At 71.8% G+C, this 21858-nt stretch carries 16 protein-coding genes; 11 read left to right on the forward strand and 5 right to left on the reverse strand.

The window, feature by feature from the left end; all coding sequences use genetic code 11:
- Positions 1-14: 14 nt before the first annotated feature.
- Complete coding sequence (locus ACFWU9_RS06475; RefSeq protein ID WP_384315251.1) at positions 15-1658, reverse strand: hypothetical protein; 1644 nt, start codon at positions 1656-1658, stop codon at positions 15-17.
- Positions 1659-1969: 311 nt separating this feature from the next.
- Between ACFWU9_RS06475 and ACFWU9_RS06480 the strand changes: the two genes are divergently transcribed.
- Together ACFWU9_RS06480 and ACFWU9_RS06485 are read left to right on the forward strand one after the other, a co-directional pair.
- Positions 1970-2389 (forward strand): hypothetical protein, encoded by a 420-nt coding sequence (locus tag ACFWU9_RS06480; protein WP_384315252.1) that lies wholly within the window; start codon positions 1970-1972, stop codon positions 2387-2389.
- Between the two features lie 149 nt (positions 2390-2538).
- Positions 2539-4875 (forward strand): APC family permease, encoded by a 2337-nt coding sequence (locus ACFWU9_RS06485; protein WP_384315253.1) that lies wholly within the window; start codon positions 2539-2541, stop codon positions 4873-4875.
- A 288-nt stretch (positions 4876-5163) separates the two neighbouring features.
- Here ACFWU9_RS06485 and ACFWU9_RS06490 read toward each other — a convergent pair whose 3' ends face one another.
- From ACFWU9_RS06490 to ACFWU9_RS06505, 4 genes are all read right to left on the reverse strand, one after another.
- Positions 5164-7395: a PQQ-binding-like beta-propeller repeat protein gene (locus ACFWU9_RS06490; RefSeq protein WP_384315254.1), complete on the reverse strand. Its 2232-nt coding sequence runs from the start codon at positions 7393-7395 to the stop codon at positions 5164-5166.
- Positions 7396-7520: 125 nt separating this feature from the next.
- Complete coding sequence (locus ACFWU9_RS06495) at positions 7521-7961, reverse strand: nuclear transport factor 2 family protein (protein WP_384315255.1); 441 nt, start codon at positions 7959-7961, stop codon at positions 7521-7523.
- 131 nt (positions 7962-8092) lie between these two features.
- On the reverse strand, positions 8093-9001 hold the full coding sequence (locus ACFWU9_RS06500) for a helix-turn-helix transcriptional regulator (RefSeq protein WP_384315256.1): 909 nt from the start codon (positions 8999-9001) through the stop codon (positions 8093-8095).
- Positions 9002-9005: 4 nt separating this feature from the next.
- Entirely contained in the window at positions 9006-9923 is a 918-nt protein-coding gene (locus tag ACFWU9_RS06505; protein ID WP_384315257.1) for a phytanoyl-CoA dioxygenase family protein, read from the reverse strand.
- Between the two features lie 245 nt (positions 9924-10168).
- Between ACFWU9_RS06505 and ACFWU9_RS06510 the strand changes: the two genes are divergently transcribed.
- From ACFWU9_RS06510 to ACFWU9_RS06550, 9 genes are all read left to right on the forward strand, one after another.
- Positions 10169-11344 (forward strand): LacI family DNA-binding transcriptional regulator, encoded by a 1176-nt coding sequence (locus ACFWU9_RS06510; protein WP_384315258.1) that lies wholly within the window; start codon positions 10169-10171, stop codon positions 11342-11344.
- Positions 11341-12267 carry an ABC transporter permease gene (locus ACFWU9_RS06515; protein WP_384315259.1) on the forward strand — a complete coding sequence of 309 codons (927 nt, stop codon included), beginning with the start codon at positions 11341-11343 and terminating at the stop codon, positions 12265-12267. Before ACFWU9_RS06510 ends, ACFWU9_RS06515 begins: the two co-directional genes overlap by 4 nt.
- Positions 12267-13145, forward strand: coding sequence for an ABC transporter permease (locus ACFWU9_RS06520; protein ID WP_384315260.1), 879 nt, complete (start codon positions 12267-12269; stop codon positions 13143-13145). The genes ACFWU9_RS06515 and ACFWU9_RS06520 overlap by 1 nt, the downstream gene beginning before the upstream one ends.
- Positions 13146-13286: 141 nt before the next feature.
- Entirely contained in the window at positions 13287-14834 is a 1548-nt protein-coding gene (locus ACFWU9_RS06525) for an ABC transporter substrate-binding protein (protein WP_384315261.1), read from the forward strand.
- A gap of 38 nt (positions 14835-14872) precedes the next feature.
- Positions 14873-15871: an ABC transporter ATP-binding protein gene (locus tag ACFWU9_RS06530; RefSeq protein ID WP_384315262.1), complete on the forward strand. Its 999-nt coding sequence runs from the start codon at positions 14873-14875 to the stop codon at positions 15869-15871.
- Complete coding sequence (locus tag ACFWU9_RS06535) at positions 15868-16710, forward strand: ATP-binding cassette domain-containing protein (RefSeq protein WP_384315263.1); 843 nt, start codon at positions 15868-15870, stop codon at positions 16708-16710. Before ACFWU9_RS06530 ends, ACFWU9_RS06535 begins: the two co-directional genes overlap by 4 nt.
- Positions 16711-16802: 92 nt before the next feature.
- The gene (locus ACFWU9_RS06540) at positions 16803-19052 is read left to right on the forward strand and encodes an amylo-alpha-1,6-glucosidase (protein ID WP_384315264.1); all 2250 of its coding nucleotides are present in this window, start codon (positions 16803-16805) and stop codon (positions 19050-19052) included.
- Positions 19049-20662: an FAD-dependent oxidoreductase gene (locus ACFWU9_RS06545; protein WP_384315265.1), complete on the forward strand. Its 1614-nt coding sequence runs from the start codon at positions 19049-19051 to the stop codon at positions 20660-20662. Before ACFWU9_RS06540 ends, ACFWU9_RS06545 begins: the two co-directional genes overlap by 4 nt.
- Positions 20662-21702 carry a dihydrodipicolinate synthase family protein gene (locus ACFWU9_RS06550; protein WP_384315266.1) on the forward strand — a complete coding sequence of 347 codons (1041 nt, stop codon included), beginning with the start codon at positions 20662-20664 and terminating at the stop codon, positions 21700-21702. The genes ACFWU9_RS06545 and ACFWU9_RS06550 overlap by 1 nt, the downstream gene beginning before the upstream one ends.
- The last annotated feature ends 156 nt before the right edge of the window (positions 21703-21858 follow it).

The raw sequence follows: 21858 nt of genomic DNA on the forward strand, positions 1-21858 counted from the left end.
CCAGCGGAGGGGCCCTAGGCGATGGGCTTCGTCTGCGTGCAGTTCTTCCACTCCACCCACGGCCGGGCGCCGCCGTTCTTCGGTCCGGTGGCGTACGTGGGGTCGCCGGTGATCGTCTGGTTCTTCTCCTCGTGCGTGATGTCGATGCCGAAGAGCTTGAAGCCGAGTGTCACCTGACCGGCGGAGATTCCGAACCCGATGCCGAGCGAGGCGTTCCACCAGTCGGTGTTGGCGTTGTAGTCGAGCCTGCTCAGCTTGGCCTTGTCGTGCAGGAGGCGCTCCAGCGGTCCCGCGTCGCTGTCCGGTGCCTCCGCCGCCTCCGAGGGGGTCGGCAGGGCGTCGCTGGCGGGGAAGTCACCGCGGCCCCGCAGCCAGTCCTCCACCAGCTTGCTGTCGCCGTCGTTGTCGAGGACCAGCTCCGCCGACTCGGTGTGGATCTTGGAGTTGATGGTGCCGCCACCGCCGCCGACATCGATGGTGACGGGTGTGCCGGGGACGTTGGTGCCGGCTCCGGCCTGTACGCCCGCCCCTTCGCCGTTCTCCTGGCTGGTGGTGATGACCAGCTTCTCCGGGCGGTGCTCCTTGCCGTCCTTCTCCTCCTGGTCGTAGGTGGCCGCGTCGTACGTCACGGCGACCTGCTGCATCCGGGTGGCCTTGCCCTGGGCGATCTCGCCGCCCTTGGCGTCGACGCTGAAGGTGTAGATGAAGGTGATCTTGCCCGCGTCCGGGCCGGTGTTGGCGCGCATCACCACGACGTCCTCGGTCATGGTGCCGGATCCGAACTCACCGGATATGTTGCCGAGGTCGGTCGGCTTGCCGTCCTTGTCCTTGCCGCCCTTGCCCTTCGTGAAGGACTTGCCGAAGCTGACGCTGCCCGCCGCCTCCGTGCTGGTCTTGGTGATGTCGACGTCCGGCGCCTTCTCCGGCGGCAGGTCGGGCTTCTTCTTGTTCGCGTGATAGCCGCAGATCATGCCCAGTTCGGAGGAGCGCGGCCCCGCCGGGCGCGAGTTGCACTCGTCCTGCGCCTTCAGATACTCGGTGAACTGCTTGGCGTCCTCAAGGTTGAGTTCCAGGTCCTTCTGCGGGTCGCCGGTCTTGTTGCCGTTGAACAGCCACTGGCCGCCGCTGCCGCTGCCCCTCATGTAACTGCCGCTGAGCGACGCGCTGCCGCCCCAGTCCTTCAGACCGGGGATGCCGGCGGAGATGCTGCCGGTGACGCCGCCTCCGGACTCGGTGATCCGTTCCAGGGTGACGGTGCCGTCCGACCACTGCTGGAGCTTGACCTGCTCCGAGCCGCTGATCTTGATGAAGAGGATCTGGACGACGACCGTCGTCTTGGTCTGATCCTGGGAGAGCAGGCATTTCGCGGGCTGGAAGGGGTCGCCCGGCGGACCCTCGGGTATATCCCCGTCCCCGCCGCCACCTCCGTCGTCGCCCGTGCCGCCGCCTCCGGAGTCACAGCCCTGGTCGCCGTCGCCCGCGTTGACGATCCGGCACACCGCGTCCTGAAGCCCCACGGCCGTGTCGGTGGGGACGGTCAGCGCGACGATTCCCGCGACGACGGCGGCGACGACGCCGATCATCGCCACGTACTCGACACCGCCCTGGCCCGCCTCGGCGTGCCCGCGCGCTCCGTGACGGTGTTCATTGCCGTTCATCCGAGCTCCTCGTTCAAGCCGTGACAGGTTCACTTGTTGGGGCTGGAGAGTAAGGAGCGATCGGGGCCCAGGCGCAGGGCCTCAGGACCCATCCCTGGGCCCACTGATCACAGGGCCCCCTGATCGGACCGCCCCCGGCGTCGATACGGGCGTACGCCGGGTGGGAACGGGCGGTCGCGGAGGCGGCGCGGAGGGCGCGCGCGGGCTCGGCGTACCGCCGCGGGGAGCGGTAACGTTGAAAGGACGAGGGCTCCAGGACCCCCAGTGGGTCCACCGGGCCCAGGAACGTCGTAGGTGAAGAGGTGCTCCGTATGGACGCGGATCGCGCCGAGCGCATGACCGCCGAGCTCCGTGATCGCGGTGTCATGGCGCATCTGGTGCACGCCGGTGTTTACGAGTTCGGCATCCGGGTCGTCCTCGACGACAAGATCGAGGCGCTCTGGGACATGGACGGGGCGGCGGGACTTGACGCGGAGATCGTCAACGAGGGCGCTCTGATCGGGTTCGTCCCGCATGTGCCGGGGTCGGAGGAGTTCACCGAGGAGCAGCTCGTGAACTGCATCGCCACCACGAACTACGCCCTCGACACCCTCCAGCGCCCCGCCGAGCGCACGCCCGCCCAGGAGGCGCCCGCGCAGCCCGTACAGCCGACGGACCGGTCGCGGACCCCGACGCCGCCGGCTCTCCGGCATCAGCGCCGGGCCCACTGGATCCACCGCGGCAAGCCCTGAGCGCGACGGCTCCGGCATCGGCCCCGGGCGTGACCGGTAGCTGAGGGCCCGGCCCGGACCCGCCACCGCACCACGCGTCGGCACTGACGCCCCGGAACCTCGCGGCGTCACTCCCGCCCGGACGTGGTGCGTTCCGCGACACTTGCCGCATGTCGGGCACTCACGGTAATACCTCGAACGCAAAGAGCACGCGGAGTGCGGCGGTACCGGGCAGCGCCCCCCTCCGGGCACTCGACGCGCAGCAGTTGGACGTGCTGCGCGGCGTGGGGCGTGAATGGCAACGGGTCTCCGCCGGCCGCGACGTATGGCGGCGCGCACTGCCGGTGGACCCGGACCTGGGCGCTCTCCCCGCACCGGCCCAGATCACTCCCGCCCGCTTCGGCCGGTTCGTCCCGGTCTCCCCGTTCGGTCCCACGGCGCTGGGCACTCCGCCGTCCCGGCTCCCTCCCCCGGACACCGCGGACGAAGGACCTCCGCGCATCGTCGGCGGGTCCGAGTCGCTCTACCGTCTGCGACGTCTGCTGCTGGGCCCCGCGCTCGCCAGCACGGCCATCGCCCGCGAGCGCATGCGCAAGCTGGTCGCCCTGCCGGTGCTCTCCGCCGACGCGCTCTCCTCCGTCGCGTACGGCCCCGAGGCGATGCTCGCCGTCCTCGTCCTCGCCGGCACGGCCGGAATCGGCTACTCGATCCCCATCGCGGCCACCATCGTCTTCCTGATGCTGGCCATCGGCGTCTCGTACCGGCAGACCATCCGCGCCTATCCGCACGGCGGCGGCTCGTACATCGTCGCCAGCGACAACCTGGGGCGTGTCCCGGGACTCGTCGCCGCCGCGGGGCTGATGACCGACTACATCCTGACCGTCGCGGTGTCCATCGCCGCCGGTGTCGCCGCGATCACCTCCGCCCTGCCGTCACTGGCCTCCTCCTCCGTACTGATCGGTGTCGCCGCCATCGCCGTCCTTCTCGCCTGCAACCTGCGCGGGATCCGGCAGGCCGGCGCCATCTTCGCCGCGCCCACCTACGCCTTCGTGATCGCGATGGTGGCGCTGATCTCCGTCGGCCTCGCCGACGCCGGCGGCCGGAGCTTCGATCCGCTGCCGGACCCGCCCGTGAGCGCCACCGAAGGGCTCGGCATCCTCCTCGTCATGCGGGCCTTCGCGTCCGGCGCCACCGCGATGACCGGCATCGAGGCGATCTCGAACGCGGTCCCCGCGTTCAAGCCCGTCGAGTGGCGCAACGCCCGTACGACCCTGACGATGATGATCGGCATCCTCGTCGTTCTCTTCTCGGGCATCGTGGCCCTCGTCCACTTCGACGGCATCCTGCCGCGCTCCGACGAGACGGTGCTGTCCCAACTCGCCCACAGCAGTTACGGCTCCGGCCCGATGTACGTCTACACGCAGGTCGCCACCGCCGCCGTACTGCTCCTCGCGGCCAACACCGCCTACAACGACTTCCCGCGCGTGCTGTCCCTGCTGGCCCGCGACGACCACGCGCCCCGCCTCTTCGCGCGGATGGGCGACCGCCTCGCCTTCAGCAACGGCATCATCCTGCTGTCGGTCGCGGCGGGGCTGGTGTACGTGGCGTTCGGCGGCCGTACCGCCTCCCTCATCCCCCTGTACGCGGTCGGCGTCTTCCTGGCGTTCACCCTGTCGCAGGCGGGGATGGTGGTCCACTGGTGGCGTCTGAGGGACCGTGACTGGCGCAAGAGCCTGGTGTTCAACGCAGTCGGCTGTCTGCTCTCCGCGGTCGTCCTCGTCACGGCGGGCATCACCAAGTTCACCGAGGGCGCCTGGGTCGCGCTCGTGGCGGTCGCGCTGTTCCTCTTCGTCACGACGCGCATCCGGGGGCACTACGACAGGGTCGCGGCGGCGCTACGGCTCCAACGGCACGCGATCGAACTCCCGCGCCGCACCATCGCGCCCCGCGTACCGGCACCGGCCGAGGGTGTCGAGGGCTCGCCGGACCTGCCCGACCTGAGCGGCCCGGCCCGCTCGCCGGACGGACAGGACGGGCGCGAGGTCCGGGACCCGCAGGCTTTCCGGGAGCCGGGGGAGACGGAGGAGACGGAAGAGGTGCCCGAGGAGATCCGGCATCTCTCCCTCGTACCGATCGAGACCCTGGACCGCGCCGGTATGCGCGCCCTCGCCTACGCGGCCTCGCTGGAGCAGCCCGTCCTCGTCGTGCACGTCAGCACCGGCGTCCGGGAGGCCGAAACCTTCCGGGACCACTGGCGGTTGTGGGGCGACCATCTGCCCCTCCAGGAGCTCGTCTCCCCGTACCGGGCCGTCATCGCACCCCTGGTCAACTACATCGAGGCGCTCCACCACGAGCGGCCCGACCTCACGCTCACCGTGATTCTCCCGGAGGTCGTCATGCGCCGTCGGCGCTACAGCGCCCTGCACGGCCGGACCGCCCCGCGTCTGCGCCGGGCGCTGCGTCCCCTGCGCAAGATCGTAATCACCTCGGTGCCTTTTCATGTCTGAGGCGGCGCGGTGGCCACCGGAACGGCTTGAGGGCGTGGGACCTCCACGACGTACGCCAGGCGACCTCGATCTCCAGGTCCGCGTCGATCGCGATCGACCGATGAGGGACCCGGGTTCGGATCCGGTCCAGCTCCGGCCGGGTTGTGGTGCGGCGGCCCAGCATCCATGTCTCCGTCGCCTACTCCGGATCCCGGGCGCCCCGATGCCGTGCGGCCCCTCACCGTCCAGCGATGAGGGGCCCCGATGCCCTCGCCGCGGGAGCGACGCCGGGGCCCTCGCGAATACGTCCTACGGCTGTGCGGCAGGGTCGGACGGGTCGACCGAGAACGCCACGCGGCCGACCAGGCCCGTCAGCGCGTCGTCCACCAGGACCACCGGTGACGGCGGGCCTCCGAGGGCGGACCGGTCACCGGCGCCGTCGCGGGCCGGTGCCTGCCACAGCTTCTTGCCGTCGTCCGCCCGCAGCGCCAGCAGACGGCCGTGCCGGTCGACGAAGTACAGCGCGCCGTACTTCTCCGACAGCACCGGTACCGAGGGGCCCTCCATCTCCGTCCCACGCCGCCAGCGCTGCTCGCCGGTACGCGCCGACAGCGCGGTGACCGTGCCGTTGGCCCGTACGACGTACAGCGTCCCGTCGACGACCCGCACCAGGTCCTCCCGCGCACCCGACGCCGCGTCCGGAAGGGAGACGCCCTCGCTCCTGCCGTTCTCGGTGTTCACCCGCCGAACACCCGTGTACGGGCCCGCTGTTCCGGTCGCCCCGCCTTCGTGCTCCACCAGCACCAGCGTCTCGCCGTCCATACCGGCGGGACGCGCTCCCACCGGGACCGGGCCCAGCTCACGCGCCGTACCGTCCGCCGGGTCGATCCGCCACAGCGTGCCCTTGTCGGAGTCGGAGGCGTTCCGCCGGCAGAAGGCGAGGACGGCGTCGTCCGCCACCCAGGGACCGCAGTACTGGTCGGGCGGCAGCGCCCAGCGCCATGCCTCCTCGCCGTCGGACGCGTTCATGGCGAGCAGATTGCGTTCGTCCACGGAGACCGTCACGATCAGCTCCCCGACCGCCACCGGCTGCGAGTCCATGGCGACGGAGTGTGTCCAGCGCACCTTCCCGTCGCCGGTGGCCAGCCCCGTCACCCACTGCCGCTCCTCGGTCGACCAGTCCGGACCCACGAAGTCGTTGACGACGACGGTCCCCTTCCGGACGAGCAACGGGACGGCGGAGTCGGACGTGGAGGGAACCCGCCATGCGGCCTTCCCCGTCGAGGAGTTGAGCCGGGACGCCAGCAGGCCTTCGCCGCCGCAGTAGAGGGCCTCGCCGTCGACGGCGCAGCCACCGCGGAAAGCGGTGTTCCCGGTCGCCTCGGACTTCTGTCCGACCGTGGTCTGCCAGGGCCCCCAGCCGTCGGGCAGCTGTGGGTCGGGGCCGTCGGCCCCCTTCACCTTCCCGCCGGTGTCCTGCTCGCCCCAGCCGCTCCAGGCGGCCGCGGTGGCACCCAGCCCGGCGAGGACCAGCACCGTACCGACCGAGAGGAGGAGTCCGCGCCGCCCCGGCCGCCGCTCTGCGGGCCGGCGCCGCCGCGCGCGGCCACCCTCGGCGCCCCCGGCCACGGCGGGAGCGGGAACGGCATCCGTGTCGACCGTGGCCGGCGAGGCGACGGCGGGTATCCGTGCCGTCGGCGACGCCACGGCGCCGGCCCACCCCGCCTCGGTGCCGTCTTCCGGCAACTCCGCGAAGCGGGTGAGCAGTTCGTCCAGACCCGGCCGGTTCCCGGGACTCTTGTCGAGGCACTGCGCCAGGATCGTCCGCAGCGGCTCCGGGACCCCGTCGAGCACGGGCGGTTGGTGCACGACCTGATAGGCCGTCATGTACGGGCTGTCCGCGTCGAAGGGCCCGCGTGCGGTGGCGGCGTGGACCAGCAGCGCGGCCAGGGAGAAGATGTCCGACGCGGGACCGATGTCACGCCCCGCGTTCAGCTGCTCGGGCGACATGAAGGGCGGTGTGCCGAAGGCACGCCCGGTCGCCGTCATGGTCTGCCCGTCGGCGGCGCGCGAGATCCCGAAGTCGATGACCCGTGGACCGTCCTCGGACATCAGCACGTTCGCCGGCTTGAGATCCCGGTGCACGAGACCGGCCTGGTGGATGTCCCGCACGGCCTCGACCAGCCCGAGGGCCAGCCCTCTCAACTCCCCGCCGGACAGCGGCCCTTGACCGGCCACCCGCTCGGCCAGATTCGGCCCGGGGATGTACAGGGTGGCCATCCAGGGCTGTTCCGCGTCGGGATCCGCGTCGACCACCGGAGCGGTGAAGGCGCCGCTGACCCGCCGCGCCGCCGCGACCTCCTGCCGGAACCGCACACGGAACTCGGGGTCCTCCGCGAACTGGGCGTGGACCACCTTCACCGCCACCCGCCGCCCGGAAGCCGACCGGCCCAGGTAGACGACCCCCATACCCCCGGCCCCGAGCCGGTCAACGAGCGTGTACCTCCCGATCGCGCCTCCCTCCCCACCGCGCAGAGGCACCGTCCGCCACCTTCCCCACCCGCCGACTCCAGAACGCGATCAGCGTAGTCGTCGGCAACGGCACCACTCGCTCACGGGTGCGAACTCCCGCCTGTGCGGGTGGGATCCGTGGGCGGAGCGCGCGCTCACACCGTGCACGCCTCGGCGATCGACAGGCTGTTCTCGTAGAGGTGGTGGCGGACGATACGGCCGTCCTCGACCGTGAGGCGCAGGGCGAACGGGCCCTCGAAGGACTTCCCCGTCGCGCGTACCGTCCCCGCCAGATGGCCCGTCAGGACGGCGTCCCTGCCGTCGACCAGGAGGGCGTCGACCGTGGCCCGCGCGTCCTCGGGTACGACGTACCGCATCAACTCCGTGAACTGGGCCGCGCATTCGGCGCCGGTGGAGCGCGGGCGGATCCACGGTACGGCCGGGTTCTCGGCGAGCTGCCAGTCCACCTCGTCGGCGAAGATCGAGACGAGCCGTTCGGTGTCCCCGGCCGCGCGGGCGGTGAGGAACTCCCGTACGACGTTCCGGGTCTCGTCGGAGACCGAACGCGCGCCGGTGGCAGGGGAGTTGTCGGACATGGTGGGCTCCTCGCGGCTGGTGGCGGGAGCCCTGCGGGGGTTCCCGTCGATGGACCCGATCCTGCCGGGGGAGGGGGACGAGGTCGATTACCCCGGAGGTAATCGAATCCTGGGGCGGGTGCTTCGGCCGGTCACTGGGCCGAGTGCGACGCGGGCACCAGGGCCTGGAGGGCCGACAGGGCGCCGTTCGCGATCGGCGACGGGGGCGCCGACTCGGGCGGGACCTTGCGGAAGGCGCTCGGCGACATCCCGTAGACGGCCCGGAACCGGCGTGAGAAGTGGTACGCGTCCGCGAAGCCGCACTGCACCGCGACGGCGCGCAGTGAGAGGTTGCTCAGCCACAGCAGCGGCTCGGCCCTCGCCAGCCGGAGCCGTTCGAGGCCCTCCACCGGGCTGACGCCGAGTTGCCGCCGGCAGATACGGCAGAGCGTGCTCTCCGACACCCCCGCCGCCCGCGCCAGCCGCTCCAGGGAGAGCGGCCGGGCGACGCCGTCCGACCAGTCCGCGCGGACCGCCGCCATCATGGCGATCAGCGGTTCCGGCAGCGTGTGCGCGCCGGCCCCGGGCCCGGGACCGTGCACGAAGGTGAGGAGCAGCAGCCGCAGGGTCTCCTCGGCGTGCCGCTCCCAGGCCGGCGGGCGAGTCGCCCCGAGGGTGAGGAGGTACTGGCAGAGCGCGGCCATCGGGTCGCCCCGCCCCGACAGGTCCCGGACGATCGGCCAGCCGCTGTCGTCGGGCCCCCGCGCGTCCTGGTCCTGCGGGTCCGTGTGGAAGCGGAAGTGGGTGTACGCGTGCCGGGTGGGCCGGTGGACGTCCCAGTGGAACGTGTCCCGCATACCGGGCCGTACGAGCAGCAACGCGCTGGGCGTCAGCGGCACCGTCAGCTCACCGCAGACCCAGCGGGCGCTCCCGTGCAGCAGCCAGACGAACTCGTACGATCCCGCGTCCCTGGGCCCGAAGACCGAGCCGGGCGGATAGTCGGCGACCGCGGGACCGAGCCGGGCCAGCAGGGTGGGTGTGGGCCAGGAGCTGTCCGTCACGGCCTCACCTGTCGCAGCCTCCGGACCGGTCGCGGCGCACTCTGGGCGCCCGGATGTCCGTGGTGCCCCGGTAGGCGTACGGGTCCCGGCCCGCCACGAGCACGATGTCCCTGAAGTCGGCCTGGGCCATGGGCTGTTCGGCCTCGGGGGGCGCCCAGGGAAGCAGGGACGAGGCGCTCATGTAGTGGTTGACCAGGGCCCGCCGGAAGCCCCGCCCGCCGGTGTTGGGCAGCGACTTGTGCAGCAGATAGCCGTTGAAGAGCAGCACCGATCCGGCGGCGATCTCGACGGGGACCGCGTCGGACTCCTCGTACGGGAAGTCGTAGGACTCGACCGTGCAGTCGTAACGCGCGTCGTCGTGCTCCCGGTTGGGGTAGATGACGCCGGGCCGGTGCGAACCGGGCAGGACCCAGAGGCAGCCGTTGTCGACGGTGGCGTCGTCCAGCGCGAGCCAGGCGGCGGTCAGCGACCGGTCCCGGGTCGGGATGAACATCTCGTCCTGGTGCCACGCCTGGCCCGGCTTGCCCTCCGACTTGACGAAAAGCATCGACTGCATCGACTTGATGTCGGGGCCGATCACCTCGGTCAGCGGCCCGACGACGGCGGGATGGCGCATGGTGTCGAGCATGAGCGCCGACAGCTTGTGCGGATAGTGCACGCACAGGAATCTGCGGATGGTGTCGTCGTCGCTCTCGCCCGCGACGGGCGGCACCGCCCCCTCCACCGCGCCCCGCTCGCCGCGGCAGATCCGCAGGGTCTCCGCCCGCAGCTCCGCCACCTCCTCCGGTGTCACGACGCCCCGCAGCACGGCGTACCCGTCCCGGTCGAAGCGGGCGGCGGGACCGTCGGCGGAGTTCGCGTCGGTGGACGTGGCGGGAGGCGGGGCGCTTCCGGTGTTCTGCGGAATGGTGTGGACGGTCATCGAATTCCCTTTCTCACCCATGCGCCGTGACAACGGAATACGGTCGTCTTCCCGATCTTCCTGAATATCGCGTCCGTGTGCCATGGCTCGCCCGTGCGTACGGATGGCGAATCCTGTCACTCCGCATGATCGGATCATCCTCAAGAAACACGCCGGACAAAGGGAGTTCACGACTCTTGACGTGTTTCGCGGCGGCCGAGTAGCGTCTTGCGGCACTTGCTAATACGTATTAGTTGGGAGTGCTCATGGCCCCTCCCGAACGGCGTCGACGGCCCACCCAACGGGACATCGCCCGGCGTGCCGGCGTCTCCCAGGCAACGGTGTCGCTGGTGATAAGCGGCGGCGCGGCGAGTACCCAGATCGCGGAATCGACCCGCAGGGCCGTTCTGGCGGCGGCCGAGGAACTGGGCTACGCGGCCAATGTCGCCGCCCGCAGTCTGAAAGGCGGCCGGAACAGACTTCTCGGGCTCTACACCTTCGAGTCCGTTTTCCCGACCGATCGGCGGGATTTCTACTACCCGTTCCTGCTCGGTGTGGAGGAGGAGACGGCGCGCCAGGGCTACGATCTGATTCTCTTCAGTTCCGACATGGGCGAATCCGGTCCCGGCACCGAAATCCCCACCGAATCCGGTACGTCCGGGGCCGAGCGATCGATCTACGTCGGTGGGGCCAACCGGCTGAAAATCGCCGACGGCTGCGTCCTCCTCGGCCGCAACGTCCGCCGCGAGGAACTGTCGGCGCTGGTCCGGGAGGACTTCCCGTTCGTCTTCGTCGGACGCCGCGAGGTGGACGACGGCGAACTGTCGTACGTCGCCGCCGACTACGTCTCGGCGACCGGAGCCCTCGTCGCCGAACTCGCCCGACTCGGCCACCGGCGGATCCTCCATCTGCGCGCGCTGGAGGACAGCGAGCCGACCCGGGACCGTGAGGAGGGATACCGGCGCGGACTGGCCGAGGCCGGCATCGTCGTGGACGAGGCGCTGATCAGGAGCCTGGCCGATCCGGCGGATCTGTCGATCGACCGGCTGGAGGAGTGGATCAACGGGCTCGGGATCACCGCGCTGCTCGTCGAGCCGACCGAGGACAACCGGCTCACCGAGGCACTGGCGACGATGGCCGGCACCGAACGGGTCCGGTTCCCGCAGGACTGCTCACTGGCCCTGCTGGGTGATCCGCCGTCCTGGACACCGGAGTTGAGGAACTGGACGCGGTTCTCCCTGCCGCGCGCCCAGATGGCCGGTGAGGCCGTACGGCTGCTGATCGGACTGCTCGACGAGGAGACCCCCGGACCGCGACAGCTGACGGTGCCCTGCGAGTTCGTACCGGGCGACTCGATCGGCCCGGCCCCCACCGAGACCCCCGCCCGACCCGTCGCCGGTCCCGAACCCGTCGCCGGTCCCGGCGGGAGGCCGACGCCATGATCCGTATGATCGCGCAACGCCTGCTGATCGGCGTCTTCGTGATGTGGGGCGCCGCCTCGCTGATCTTCCTCATCGTCCGGGCCGCGCCCGGCGACCCCGCGACGGTGCTGCTCGGCCCGGACGCCGACCGGAGCCAGATCGACCAGCTGCGCGCCACCCTCGGACTCGACCGGTCGCTCGGCGCCCAGTACGTCAGCTACCTCGGCGATGTCTCCCGGCTCGACTTCGGCGAGTCGCACCGGCTCGGCAGACCCGCCATGGACGCGGTCCTCGACCGGCTGCCCGCCACGATCGACCTCACGCTGACGGCCACGGCGATCGCGGTGGTCGTGGGACTGGCGCTCGGCGTGCTGGCGGGCGGACGGCCGGGCGGTCCGCTGGACCGGGTGGTCTCGGCCTGCGCGATCGCCCTCCAGTCGTTCCCCACGTTCTGGATCGGCATCATGCTGGTGCTGGTCTTCTCGCTCGGCCTGCGGCTGCTGCCCAGCTCGGGGGTCGGCACGCCCGAGCATCTGGTGCTGCCCGCCGTCACACTCTCGTTCCCCTTCATCGCGATCATCGCGAGGCTGACCCGGACGAGCGTCGTGGAGACGATGCGCGAGGGCTATGTCCAGACAGCGCGCTCCAAGGGGCTGACGGAGCGTCAGGTACTGCTCGGCCATGCCCTGCGCAACTCGCTGATCCCCGTCGTGACGGTGGTGGGCGTCCAGGTCGGGGCCCTGGTCGGCGGCGCCGTGATCGTCGAGAACGTCTTCGCCTGGCCCGGTCTCGGCTCGCTCGTGGTGGACGCCGTCGCCAACCGCGACTACGCCGTCGTGCAGGGCGTCACCCTGCTGATCGCGGGCATCGTCGTCGTACTCAACCTGATGGCCGACCTGCTCATCGCGCAGCTGGATCCGCGTATCCGGACGGGAGCCGTCTGATGGCCGGCATCGCCGCCGCCCCCGAGAAGCCGCTGACGGCCCGGCCGCGCGGACGGCTCCGGCCGCTCTCCCGCGTCCCCTACCTCGTCGTCGGCCTCTATCTGCTGGTCGCCCTCCTCGGACCGCTGCTGATCGACTACGACCCGGTGCACACCTCCCTGGAGGACCGGCTGCTGTCACCGGGCTCCGAGACCTCCACCGGGGGAACGGCCTGGTTCGGCACGGACGGTCTCGGCCGCGACGTGCTCGCCCAGATCGTCTACGGCGCCAGGACGTCGGTGCTCATCGGCGTGTCCACCGTCGCGATCTCCTGTCTCGTCGGGGTCGCCCTCGGCGCCTTCGCCGGATACTTCCGCGGCGGCGTCGACGCCGTCCTGGCCCGGGTCTTCGACATCCTGCTGGCGTTTCCCGCGATCCTGCTGGCGATCGTGATCGCGGGCGCCTTCGAGCGCAGCGTCCTGCTGGTCGTCGTCGCGCTGTCGGCGACCGGCTGGATCACCTTCGCCCGGGTCACCCGCGGCGTCGCGCTCTCCATCAGGGAACGGCCCTGGGTCGACGCGGCACGGGTCCTCGGTGTGCCGGGCCGCACCATCCTCGTCCGCCATGTACTCCCGTTCACCGCGGGACCGATCGTCGCCCTCGCCACACTCGAATTCGCCCTGGTGGTACTGGCGGAGGCGGGGCTCAGCTTCCTCGGTATCGGGCTGCCTCCCTCGACCGTGTCATGGGGGCAGACCATCGCGAACGGCAAGGAGTTCCTCGAACCGCAGTGGTGGATCTCCACCCTGCCCGGCATCGCCCTCTCCCTCCTGATCATCAACGTCGGGATCCTCGGTGACCAGCTCACCGCCCGCTACCGGCGTGGCCGCACGGACTGACCGGACCCATCCCGGGCGGCCTCACCGCCCCCGACCGCCCCCGACCGACCCGGAGCGACCCGGAGATCCCACCGTCCCCGACCGACCCCGAGCGACCGCAACCGACTCCTTCCGACCTCGTTCGCAGACAGGAGCACCACCATGACCACCACGCGTGAGTACGGCCGGGCCCGGCGGATCAGGCTGGCCGCCACCGCCACGGCGACCGCGGCGCTCCTCGCCGCCTGTACGACGACCTCGGGCGGCGACGACGACAACGGAGGCGGTTCCGGGGACTCCGGCGCCATCACGGCCGCGGGCACCTACCCGATCGAGAGCCTGGACCCGCACGGCGCCCAAGGTGCCTCCACGGGAACCCAGTTGGCCGGGCAGGAGATCTTCAGCAGACTCGTGAAACCCGACCCGGACGGCACCCTCAAGGGCGACCTCGCCACCTCCTGGAAGCCCAACAAGGACGTCACCGCCTGGACGTTCACGCTGCGCGACGGCGTGAAGTTCTCCGACGGCTCCCCGCTCGACGCCGACGACGTGGTGGCGTCCTTCCGGCGGATGATCACTCTGAACGGCCCCAACGCGGGCAATTTCCCCGGCTCCACGATGAAGAAGACCTCCGCCACCGAAGTGGTCCTCAGCAGCCCGGCCCCCGACGCGTCGGTCCCCGGGAAGCTCAACACCTTCTACGTCGTCCCCTCGGACGTCGGCGAGGACGACACCGCGTTCTTCAACGACCCTGTCGGCTCGGGCCCGTTCACCGTCGACGGCTTCACCCCGGGCGAGTCGCTGGTCCTGGTGCCCAACAGGGAGTACGGGGGCGAGAAGCCCGCGCTCGACCGGGTCACCGTACGGAACATCCCCGAGCTGTCGGCGCGTATGACGGCGCTGCGCACCGGCGAGGTGGACATCCTCTGGGGCATCCCGGACGACCAACTGGCCTCGCTGAAGAGCGAGAAGGACCTGACGGTCCGGACCGTACCGAGCAGCGCCGAGTTCACGATGTGGTTCAACTCGTCCACGCCCGCGCTCAAGGACGCGAAGGTACGCAGGGCGATCTGGCAGGCGGTCGACTTCGAGACCATCATCGGCAAGCTCTACCCCGAGACCGGCAAGCCGGCCGACGCGCCCGTGACGAGCGTCGTCCTCGGCCATGTGCCGCAGCCGCCCGTCGCCCACGACGCGACCGCCGCGAAGGCGGCTCTCACCGCCGCGGGCTTCGACTTCTCGAAGAAGCTCCGGCTCCAGTTCGCCAACGCCGAGTTCCGGCCCTTCATCCAGGCCGTCGTCTCGGACCTGCGGGAGGTCGGTGTGCTGGCCGAGCCGCTGGAGAAGGAACAGGCCACCTTCACCGAGGATCTGATCGCGCTCAAGTGGGACATCAACTTCCAGCAGCTGGCGACCCCGAGCTACGACGCGGCCAGCAACCTGGGCCGCCTCTACACCTGCGAGGCCAACCGGAACGGCTACTGCAACAAGCAGCTGGACACTCTGCTGGCGGCGGCGGGCGCGACGGCCGACAAGCGGAAGCGCACCGATCTCTACGGCCGGGCGAGCGCGATCATCTGGCGCGACGCCGTCGGGATGTACCCGATGTCGGTGAGCATCGCGTACGCCTGGAACAGCGGTCTGAAGGGCTTCGTCCCCGACGCCAGCGGTCTGCCGGACTTCGCCACCGTACGGACCGGTGGCTCGTGACCCCCGCCGGAACCGCTCGCGAACGCGGCGTCACCAACGTGACGAAAGAGACGCGCGCGAGCGACGGGCCACCCCTGCGGATCGACGGCCTGGTGGTCGACCTGCCGGGCCCGCGCGGCACCCGCGTGCGGGTGGTGGACGGCGTGTCCTTCGACGTGCCACGCGCCACCACCGTCGGGCTGATCGGCGAGTCGGGCAGCGGGAAGACGATGACCGCCCAGGCGATCCTCGGGCTGCCACCGGAGGGCGCCACCCTCGCGGGGCGGCTGCTCTGGCAGGGCGAGGACCTGATCGCGGCCGATCCCGTACGGCGCCGTACGGTACGCGGCCGGGAGATCGCGATGATCTTCCAGGACCCGCTCGCCGCGCTCAACCCGACGCAGCGGATCGGCCGTCAGGTCGGTGAGATCCTCCGCCGCGACGGGCTGCCGCGCGCCGAGGTGAGCCGCCGGGTCGTCGAACTCCTCGACCGGGCCGGGGTGCCGGAGCCGGAGCGGCGGGCGCGCGCGTACCCGCACGAACTCTCCGGCGGTCTGCGCCAACGCGCCATGATCGCGCTGGCGTTGGCGGGGGAGCCCTCCCTGCTGCTCGCCGACGAGCCGACGACCGCGCTCGACGTCACGGTGCAGTCCCGGATCCTGCGGCTGCTCGCCGACATCCAGTCGGCGCAGGGCCTCGCGATGCTGCTGGTCAGCCATGATCTACGGGTCGTGTCCCATGTCGCCGAGCAGGTCGTGGTGATGTACGCGGGACGGGTCCCCGAGCGCGGTCCCGCCCGCGACGTACTGCGGCGGCCCGCCCATCCGTACACCGCCGCCCTGGTACGCAGCGTGCCCGCCGTCAGGACGCGTACCGCGCTCGCCGATCCGCTGCCCGGTGCCCCGGCGACCCCCGCGAACCGGCCGGCCGGATGCGCGTTCCATCCGCGCTGCCCACTGGCGCGCGAGCGGTGCCGGGGCGAGGTGCCGCAGGTACGGGAGGTGGCGCGAGGGCGCTGGAGCGCCTGCCACTTCGCCGAGGAGGTGTTGGGGTCGTGAGCGGCACCGAAGGAGCCGGCCGCCTTCTCGACGTGCGTGATCTGCGCGTCGGCTACGGCGGACGGGGATGGGGCCGCCGGGCCCCTCGGCTCGCCGTGGACGGCGTGAGCCTGTCCGTCGCGCCCGAGGAGACACTCGGCCTCGTCGGCGAGTCGGGCTCGGGCAAGACCACCGTCGCCCGCTGCGTGGCGGGACTGCTGGCGCCCGGCGCGGGGACGCTCATGTTCGACGGCCGGCCCCTCGGCCGGGCCGGGCGCAGACCGCCCGAGTTGCAGCGCGCGGTGCAGATGGTGTTCCAGGACCCCCGGTCGTCGCTGAATCCGCGCATGACCGTCGCCTCGATCATCGCCGAGGTCTGGAGCACCCATCCGGTCACCGCGCCCGAGGGCGACCGGACCGAGGCGCTGCACCGGCTCCTCGCCGACATGGGACTCGACCCCGAGGTGGCATCACGCCGTGCGGGGGACCTGTCGGGCGGTCAGTGCCAGCGGGTCAGCATCGCCAGAGCGCTGGCGGTACGTCCCCGGCTGCTGGTCTGCGACGAGGCGGTGTCCGCGCTCGACGTGTCGGTCCAGGCCCAGATCCTGCGCCTGCTCGTCGATCTGCGTGCCAGGCACCGGCTCGCGATGCTGTTCATCTCGCACGATCTGGGGGTGGTGCACCAGATCGCCGACCGGGTGGCGGTGATGCACCGGGGCGTGATCGTGGAGGAGGGCCCGAGCGGCGAGGTGCTGACCGCGCCGCGTGACGCGTACACCCGGGCGCTGCTGGACGCGGCCCTGGACCTGGACGACTCGGTGCCGGGCGACGGCACCGCCGACGACAAGGCGGTCGTATGAACGGCAGTCGTATGAGCGAGAGTCGTACGAGCGGGCGTCCTATGGATGAGGGGCGCACGGAAGAGAGGCGTACGGAAGAGAGGCGGGCCGGTGTGACCCCGGCCGCGACCGGCTGGAACACCTGGGACGTCCGGACGCACACCGGAATGAACCTGCTGCCGTCCGGGCCTCGGGTGCGCTTCGGCGTCCTCGGCCCCGAAGGGCCGGTACTCGACGGGTTCACCTGGCGCGACGGGCTCGACCGGCTGGGGCACCACACGGTGGACGGCTCCTTCGCGGAGGTGACGGTACGGGCGGCGGACCACCGGCTACGGCTGATCTTCGCGGGCGGACCCGGCGAGGTCCTGCACGCACGCGCCGAGAGCACGGGCACCGTCGTGCTGTCCGTCGAGGATCTGGACGGCGTCGAGCCCGACCCGGACGCCGCCTCACCGGCCTGCACCGTCCTTGCCGGCGGCCGCCGTTGGACCCTCACCACCTCGTCGCCGGCGCGCAGGCTCGACGGTCCGGCGCACACGCTGGTTCTGGCGTTCGGAACGCGGGGCGACGGTGCCGCCGTGGACCTGCGGATCGCGCCCGAGCAGGCGCCGGGCACGGTGGCGGGGACCGGCGACGTACTCGCGGCACGCCGCGCCGACGCCGACCGGACCCGGCTGCGGTCCGGCGGCTGGCTCGGCGCCGCCGCCGACGCCCTGACCAGGGCCGTCACCTGGAACACCATCCACGCCCCCGACATCGGCCAGGTCCTCACCCCGACCTCACGGGACTTCGTCAGCGCCGAGCGGAAGGGCTTCTACGGCACCTGGGCCCTGCACGCCTGGGACACCTTCTTCACCGGCCTCGCCGCGTCCGCCGTCGACCGGGACTACGCGCGCGGTGTGTTCGGCCAGATCCTGACCTACGCGGACGAGGCGGGCATGATCCCGAACCGGGTCTCGGACGACAGGGGCCGCACCGACGATCGTTCCCAGCCGCCGGTCGGCGCGCTCACGGTGTACCAGGCCTATCTGGCGGGCGGTCTCTCGCCCGAGACCCGCGACACCGCCCTGCTCGACGACACCTTCCCGGCGCTGCTGGCCTGGCACGACTGGTGGCCCCGGGCCCGCCGGGGACCGCACGGGCTGCTCGCCTGGGGCTCCGACCCGGTCGCGGACGACCCCGCGTCGGCGACCCTGGACCGGGCCAAACGGGAGTCGGGCCTGGACGATTCGCCGATGTACGACGAGGCGGTGTACGACCCGGCGACCCACACCATGGACCTGGCCGACGTCGGGCTGAACGCGCTCCACATCGCCGACGCCGAGGCTCTGGCGGAGATCGCCGACATCCTGGGCGAGCACGCGACGGTCGGCCGGCTGCGAACCGAGGCCGGGGCCGCCAAGGAGGTCGCCGACCGGCTGCTCTGGGACGACGACCGCGGCGGCTACCGCAATCTCACGGCGACCGGCACGCACGATCCGCATGTCTCCCCGACGATGCTGTACGCCCTGCTCGGCGGGTTGCCGGAGGACGGCCGTGCGAGGGCCATGGCCACCGAACTGCTGCGTCCCGAAGCGCTCGGCGGCGTACGGCCACTGCCCAGCGTGGCCCGGAACGACCCCGGTTTCGCGGCCACCTACTGGCGCGGCCGGATCTGGGCACCGATGGCGTATCTCGCCGTCCGCGGTCTGCGCCGCTACGGGCTGACCGAGCTGAGCCGACCGGTGGTGGGGGCACTGCTGCGGCTGTTTCTCGACGAATGGCGCGAGTACGGCCACGTCAGGGAGAACTATCCGGCCGTCGACGGGGAGAATTTGACGGGTCTTCAGAAGCGTTCGGACGGACTGATGGCCTGGGGAGGTCTGTTGGCGTACCTCGCCTTCGGTGAACTCGCCGACGCGCGGCCCGACGGCTGGCGGTTCGCCCATCCGGGCGAGCCGGCCGAGCTGTGCAATCTGCCTCTCGGCGAGGGCCGTCTCGACGTCCGGGCGGCCGACCGGCTCACCGTCGCTCTCGACGGACGTGTCCTGCTGGACATGGCGCCCGGAGTCGTCGTACGGGGCTACCGGCTGACCGCCGACCGCGTCACCGGAACCGCCGACGGCACCGGCGATCTGCTCGTCACACCGCCGGGCGGCGGCCCGCCCGTGCCGGTGGACGTAGGGGGAGGGAGCCGGAGCTTCGTGTTCGGCCAGGACGGAGGGCCGGCCGAACGCGAGGCTCCGGTGACGACCGGCGGTCCGATCGACGAGGTCGACGAGGTCGGCGAAGGCGGGGCAGACGGCGAGGCCGGCGAAGTCGGGGCAGGCGGGGTCGGTGACGCGGACCGCGCGGGCGCCGCACGCGAGGGGAGCGGCGGATGAGCGCGGAGACATCGGCGTCCACGGACATCCTCGTCGTGGGCGGCGGCCTCGGCGGCGTGGCCGCCGCGCTGGCCGCCCTCGACCGGGGACGGTCCGTCCTGCTCACCGAGGAGACCGACTGGATCGGCGGCCAGCTCACCAGCCAGGGCGTGCCGCCCGACGAGCACGCCTGGATCGAGCAGTTCGGCGCCACCCGCACGTACCGCGCGCTGCGCGACGCGATCCGTGACCACTACCGCACCTGGTATCCGCTGACCGACGAGGCCAGACGGCGCCGGTATCTCAACCCCGGCGAGGGCCGCGTGAGCGCGCTGTGCCACGAGCCGAGGGTCGCCGCCGCCGTGCTACAGGCGATGGTCGCGCCCTACGTCGCCGCCGGGCGGCTGCGGATCCTGTACGGGCACCGGCCGGTGGCCGCGTCCGTCGACGGCGACCGGGTACGGTCCGTGGTCGTCGAAGGACCCGGCGGGGCGCGCGTCGAGGTGACGGCGCCGTACGTGCTGGACGCGACGGAACTGGGCGATCTGCTGCCGCTGACCGGCGCCGAGCATGTGACGGGCTTCGAGTCGCGACGGGACACGGGCGAGCCGAGCGCGCCCGAGGAGGCGCAGCCGGCCAACATGCAGGCCTTCTCCTGGGTGTTCGCCGTCGACCATCTGGCGGGCGAGGACCATACCGTCGACCGGCCGGCGGGCTACGACGGCTGGGCCGCGTACCACCCCCCGCAGTGGCCGAACCGGCTGCTGAGCCTGAGCGCGCCCGATCCGAGGACGCTGGAGACCGTTCCGCGCGGCTTCACACCGAACGCCGACTCCGGGCCGGTCGTCGCCGACCAGAGCAAGGACGCGGGCGACAAGGAACTGTGGGAGTTCCGCCGGGTCGTCTCCCGGAAGCTGTACCGGCCCGGCTTCGCCGCGAGCGATGTGACCATCGTCAACTGGCCCATGATCGACTACTTGCCCGGACCGCTGATCGGGGTGGACGACAAGGAGCGGGACCGCCATCTGGCCGGGGCCCGAGAGCTGAGCATGAGCATGCTCTACTGGCTCCAGACCGAGGCACCCCGCCCCGACGGCGGCACCGGCTGGCCTGGACTGCGGCTGCGCGGCGATGTGTTCGGTACGGCCGACGGGCTGGCGAAGGCGCCGTACATCCGGGAGTCACGCCGGATCGTCTCCCGGCGGCGGATCGTCGAGCAGGACCTCTCCCTCACCGTCAGGGGCGAGCGGGGCGCGGTGCGTTACCCGGACTCCGTCGGCATCGGGATGTACCGGATCGATCTGCACCCGTCCACCGGCGGCGACACCTACATCGACGTCGCCAGCAGCCCCTTCCAGATCCCCCTGGGCGCACTGCTCCCCGTACGGCTGCGCAATCTGCTGCCGGTCTGCAAGAACATCGGCACCACCCACATCACCAACGGCTGCTACCGGCTGCACCCCGTCGAGTGGAACATCGGCGAGGCGGCCGGCTCCCTCGCGGCGCACTGCCTCGACAACCGGCTGGACGTCGAGCAGGTGTACGAGGACGGCGAGCGACTGCGCCACTTCCAGGAGGAACTCACGCGCGCCGGGGTCGAACTGGCCTGGCCCGAGGTCAAGGGGTACTGATGGGCGGTCAGGACAGAGGCGCCGACGGGGAGAGACAGGCCGGCGGGGAGCGGACCGGCGGGGAGAGGCTGTCCCGCCGGGACATGAGGGGGCGCCGGCCGCGACGGGCCGACGACCGGGCGAGGCCTGCCGACGGCCGCGCGCTGCTGGCCGGTGTCATGGTCCCGCTGGTCACACCGATGGACCGGCCGGGACACCCCTCGGTGCCGGCCGCCGACGCCCTGCTCGACGCGTTGGCGGAGGCGGGGGCCCGGAGCCTGATGCTCTTCGGCAGCAACGGCGAGGGCCCGCTCCTGCCCACGGCCCTCCTGGGCGACTTCGCCGCCGGGGTGGCCAAGCGCTGGCGTGAACTGACCGACGGCGGGCCGGTGTTGATGAATGTCACGGCGCCCGGCACCGCCGAGGCGCTGGCACGGGCGGAGGCCGTCCTGCCCGCCGGGCCGGACGCGCTGGTACTCAGCCCGCCGGTCTACTTCCACCACCGGCACGACGAGATCGTCACCCACTACGCCGCCATGGCCGGTCTCGGTGTCCCCGTCGTCGCCTACAACGCCCCCCGCTACAGCAACCCGCTGACACCGGCCCTGCTCGACGAAGTGACCGGCCTCGCGCACCTCGTGGGCCTCAAGGACAGCTCGGGCGACCCGGATCTCTTCGCCCACGCCGTCGCCGCCGCCCGGCGCCGCGACGACTTCGGGGTCAGTCAGGGCGCCGAGAGCCAGGCACTCGACGGCTTGCGGCTGGGGGCCGACGGTGTCGTGCCCGGAGTGGCGAATCTGGCGCCGGCGGTGGCCGTCGAGCTCTTTCGGGCCCATCGCGAGGGCCGGGACGACGACGCGCGGCGCGCCCAACAGCTGATCGACGAGGTGCTGGCGCTGCACACCGTACGACCCGGTGTGCCGGCGGTGAAGACCGTCCTGGCCGTACGAGGGCTCTGCCCGCCGCATGTCGCGACGCCCTTCACGCCCTGCTCCGACGAGGAGCGACGCGCACTGCTCGACCTGCTCGCCCCGCTCGACGCCCATCTCATACGCGCCTGATCCGTCCACGCGCGTGCCCGGACCGGTACACACCGGACCGGCACGCGCTGGCCGGGCCCGTACCCCGCTGATCAGCGCCACAGGTTCCCGACCGGGGCAGCACGCCCCCGACCGGGACCCCGCACACCCCTGATCGGTCCAGTACATCCCGATCGG

It is taken from the genome of Streptomyces sp. NPDC058653 (assembly GCF_042716895.1).
GTDB lineage: Bacteria > Actinomycetota > Actinomycetes > Streptomycetales > Streptomycetaceae > Streptomyces.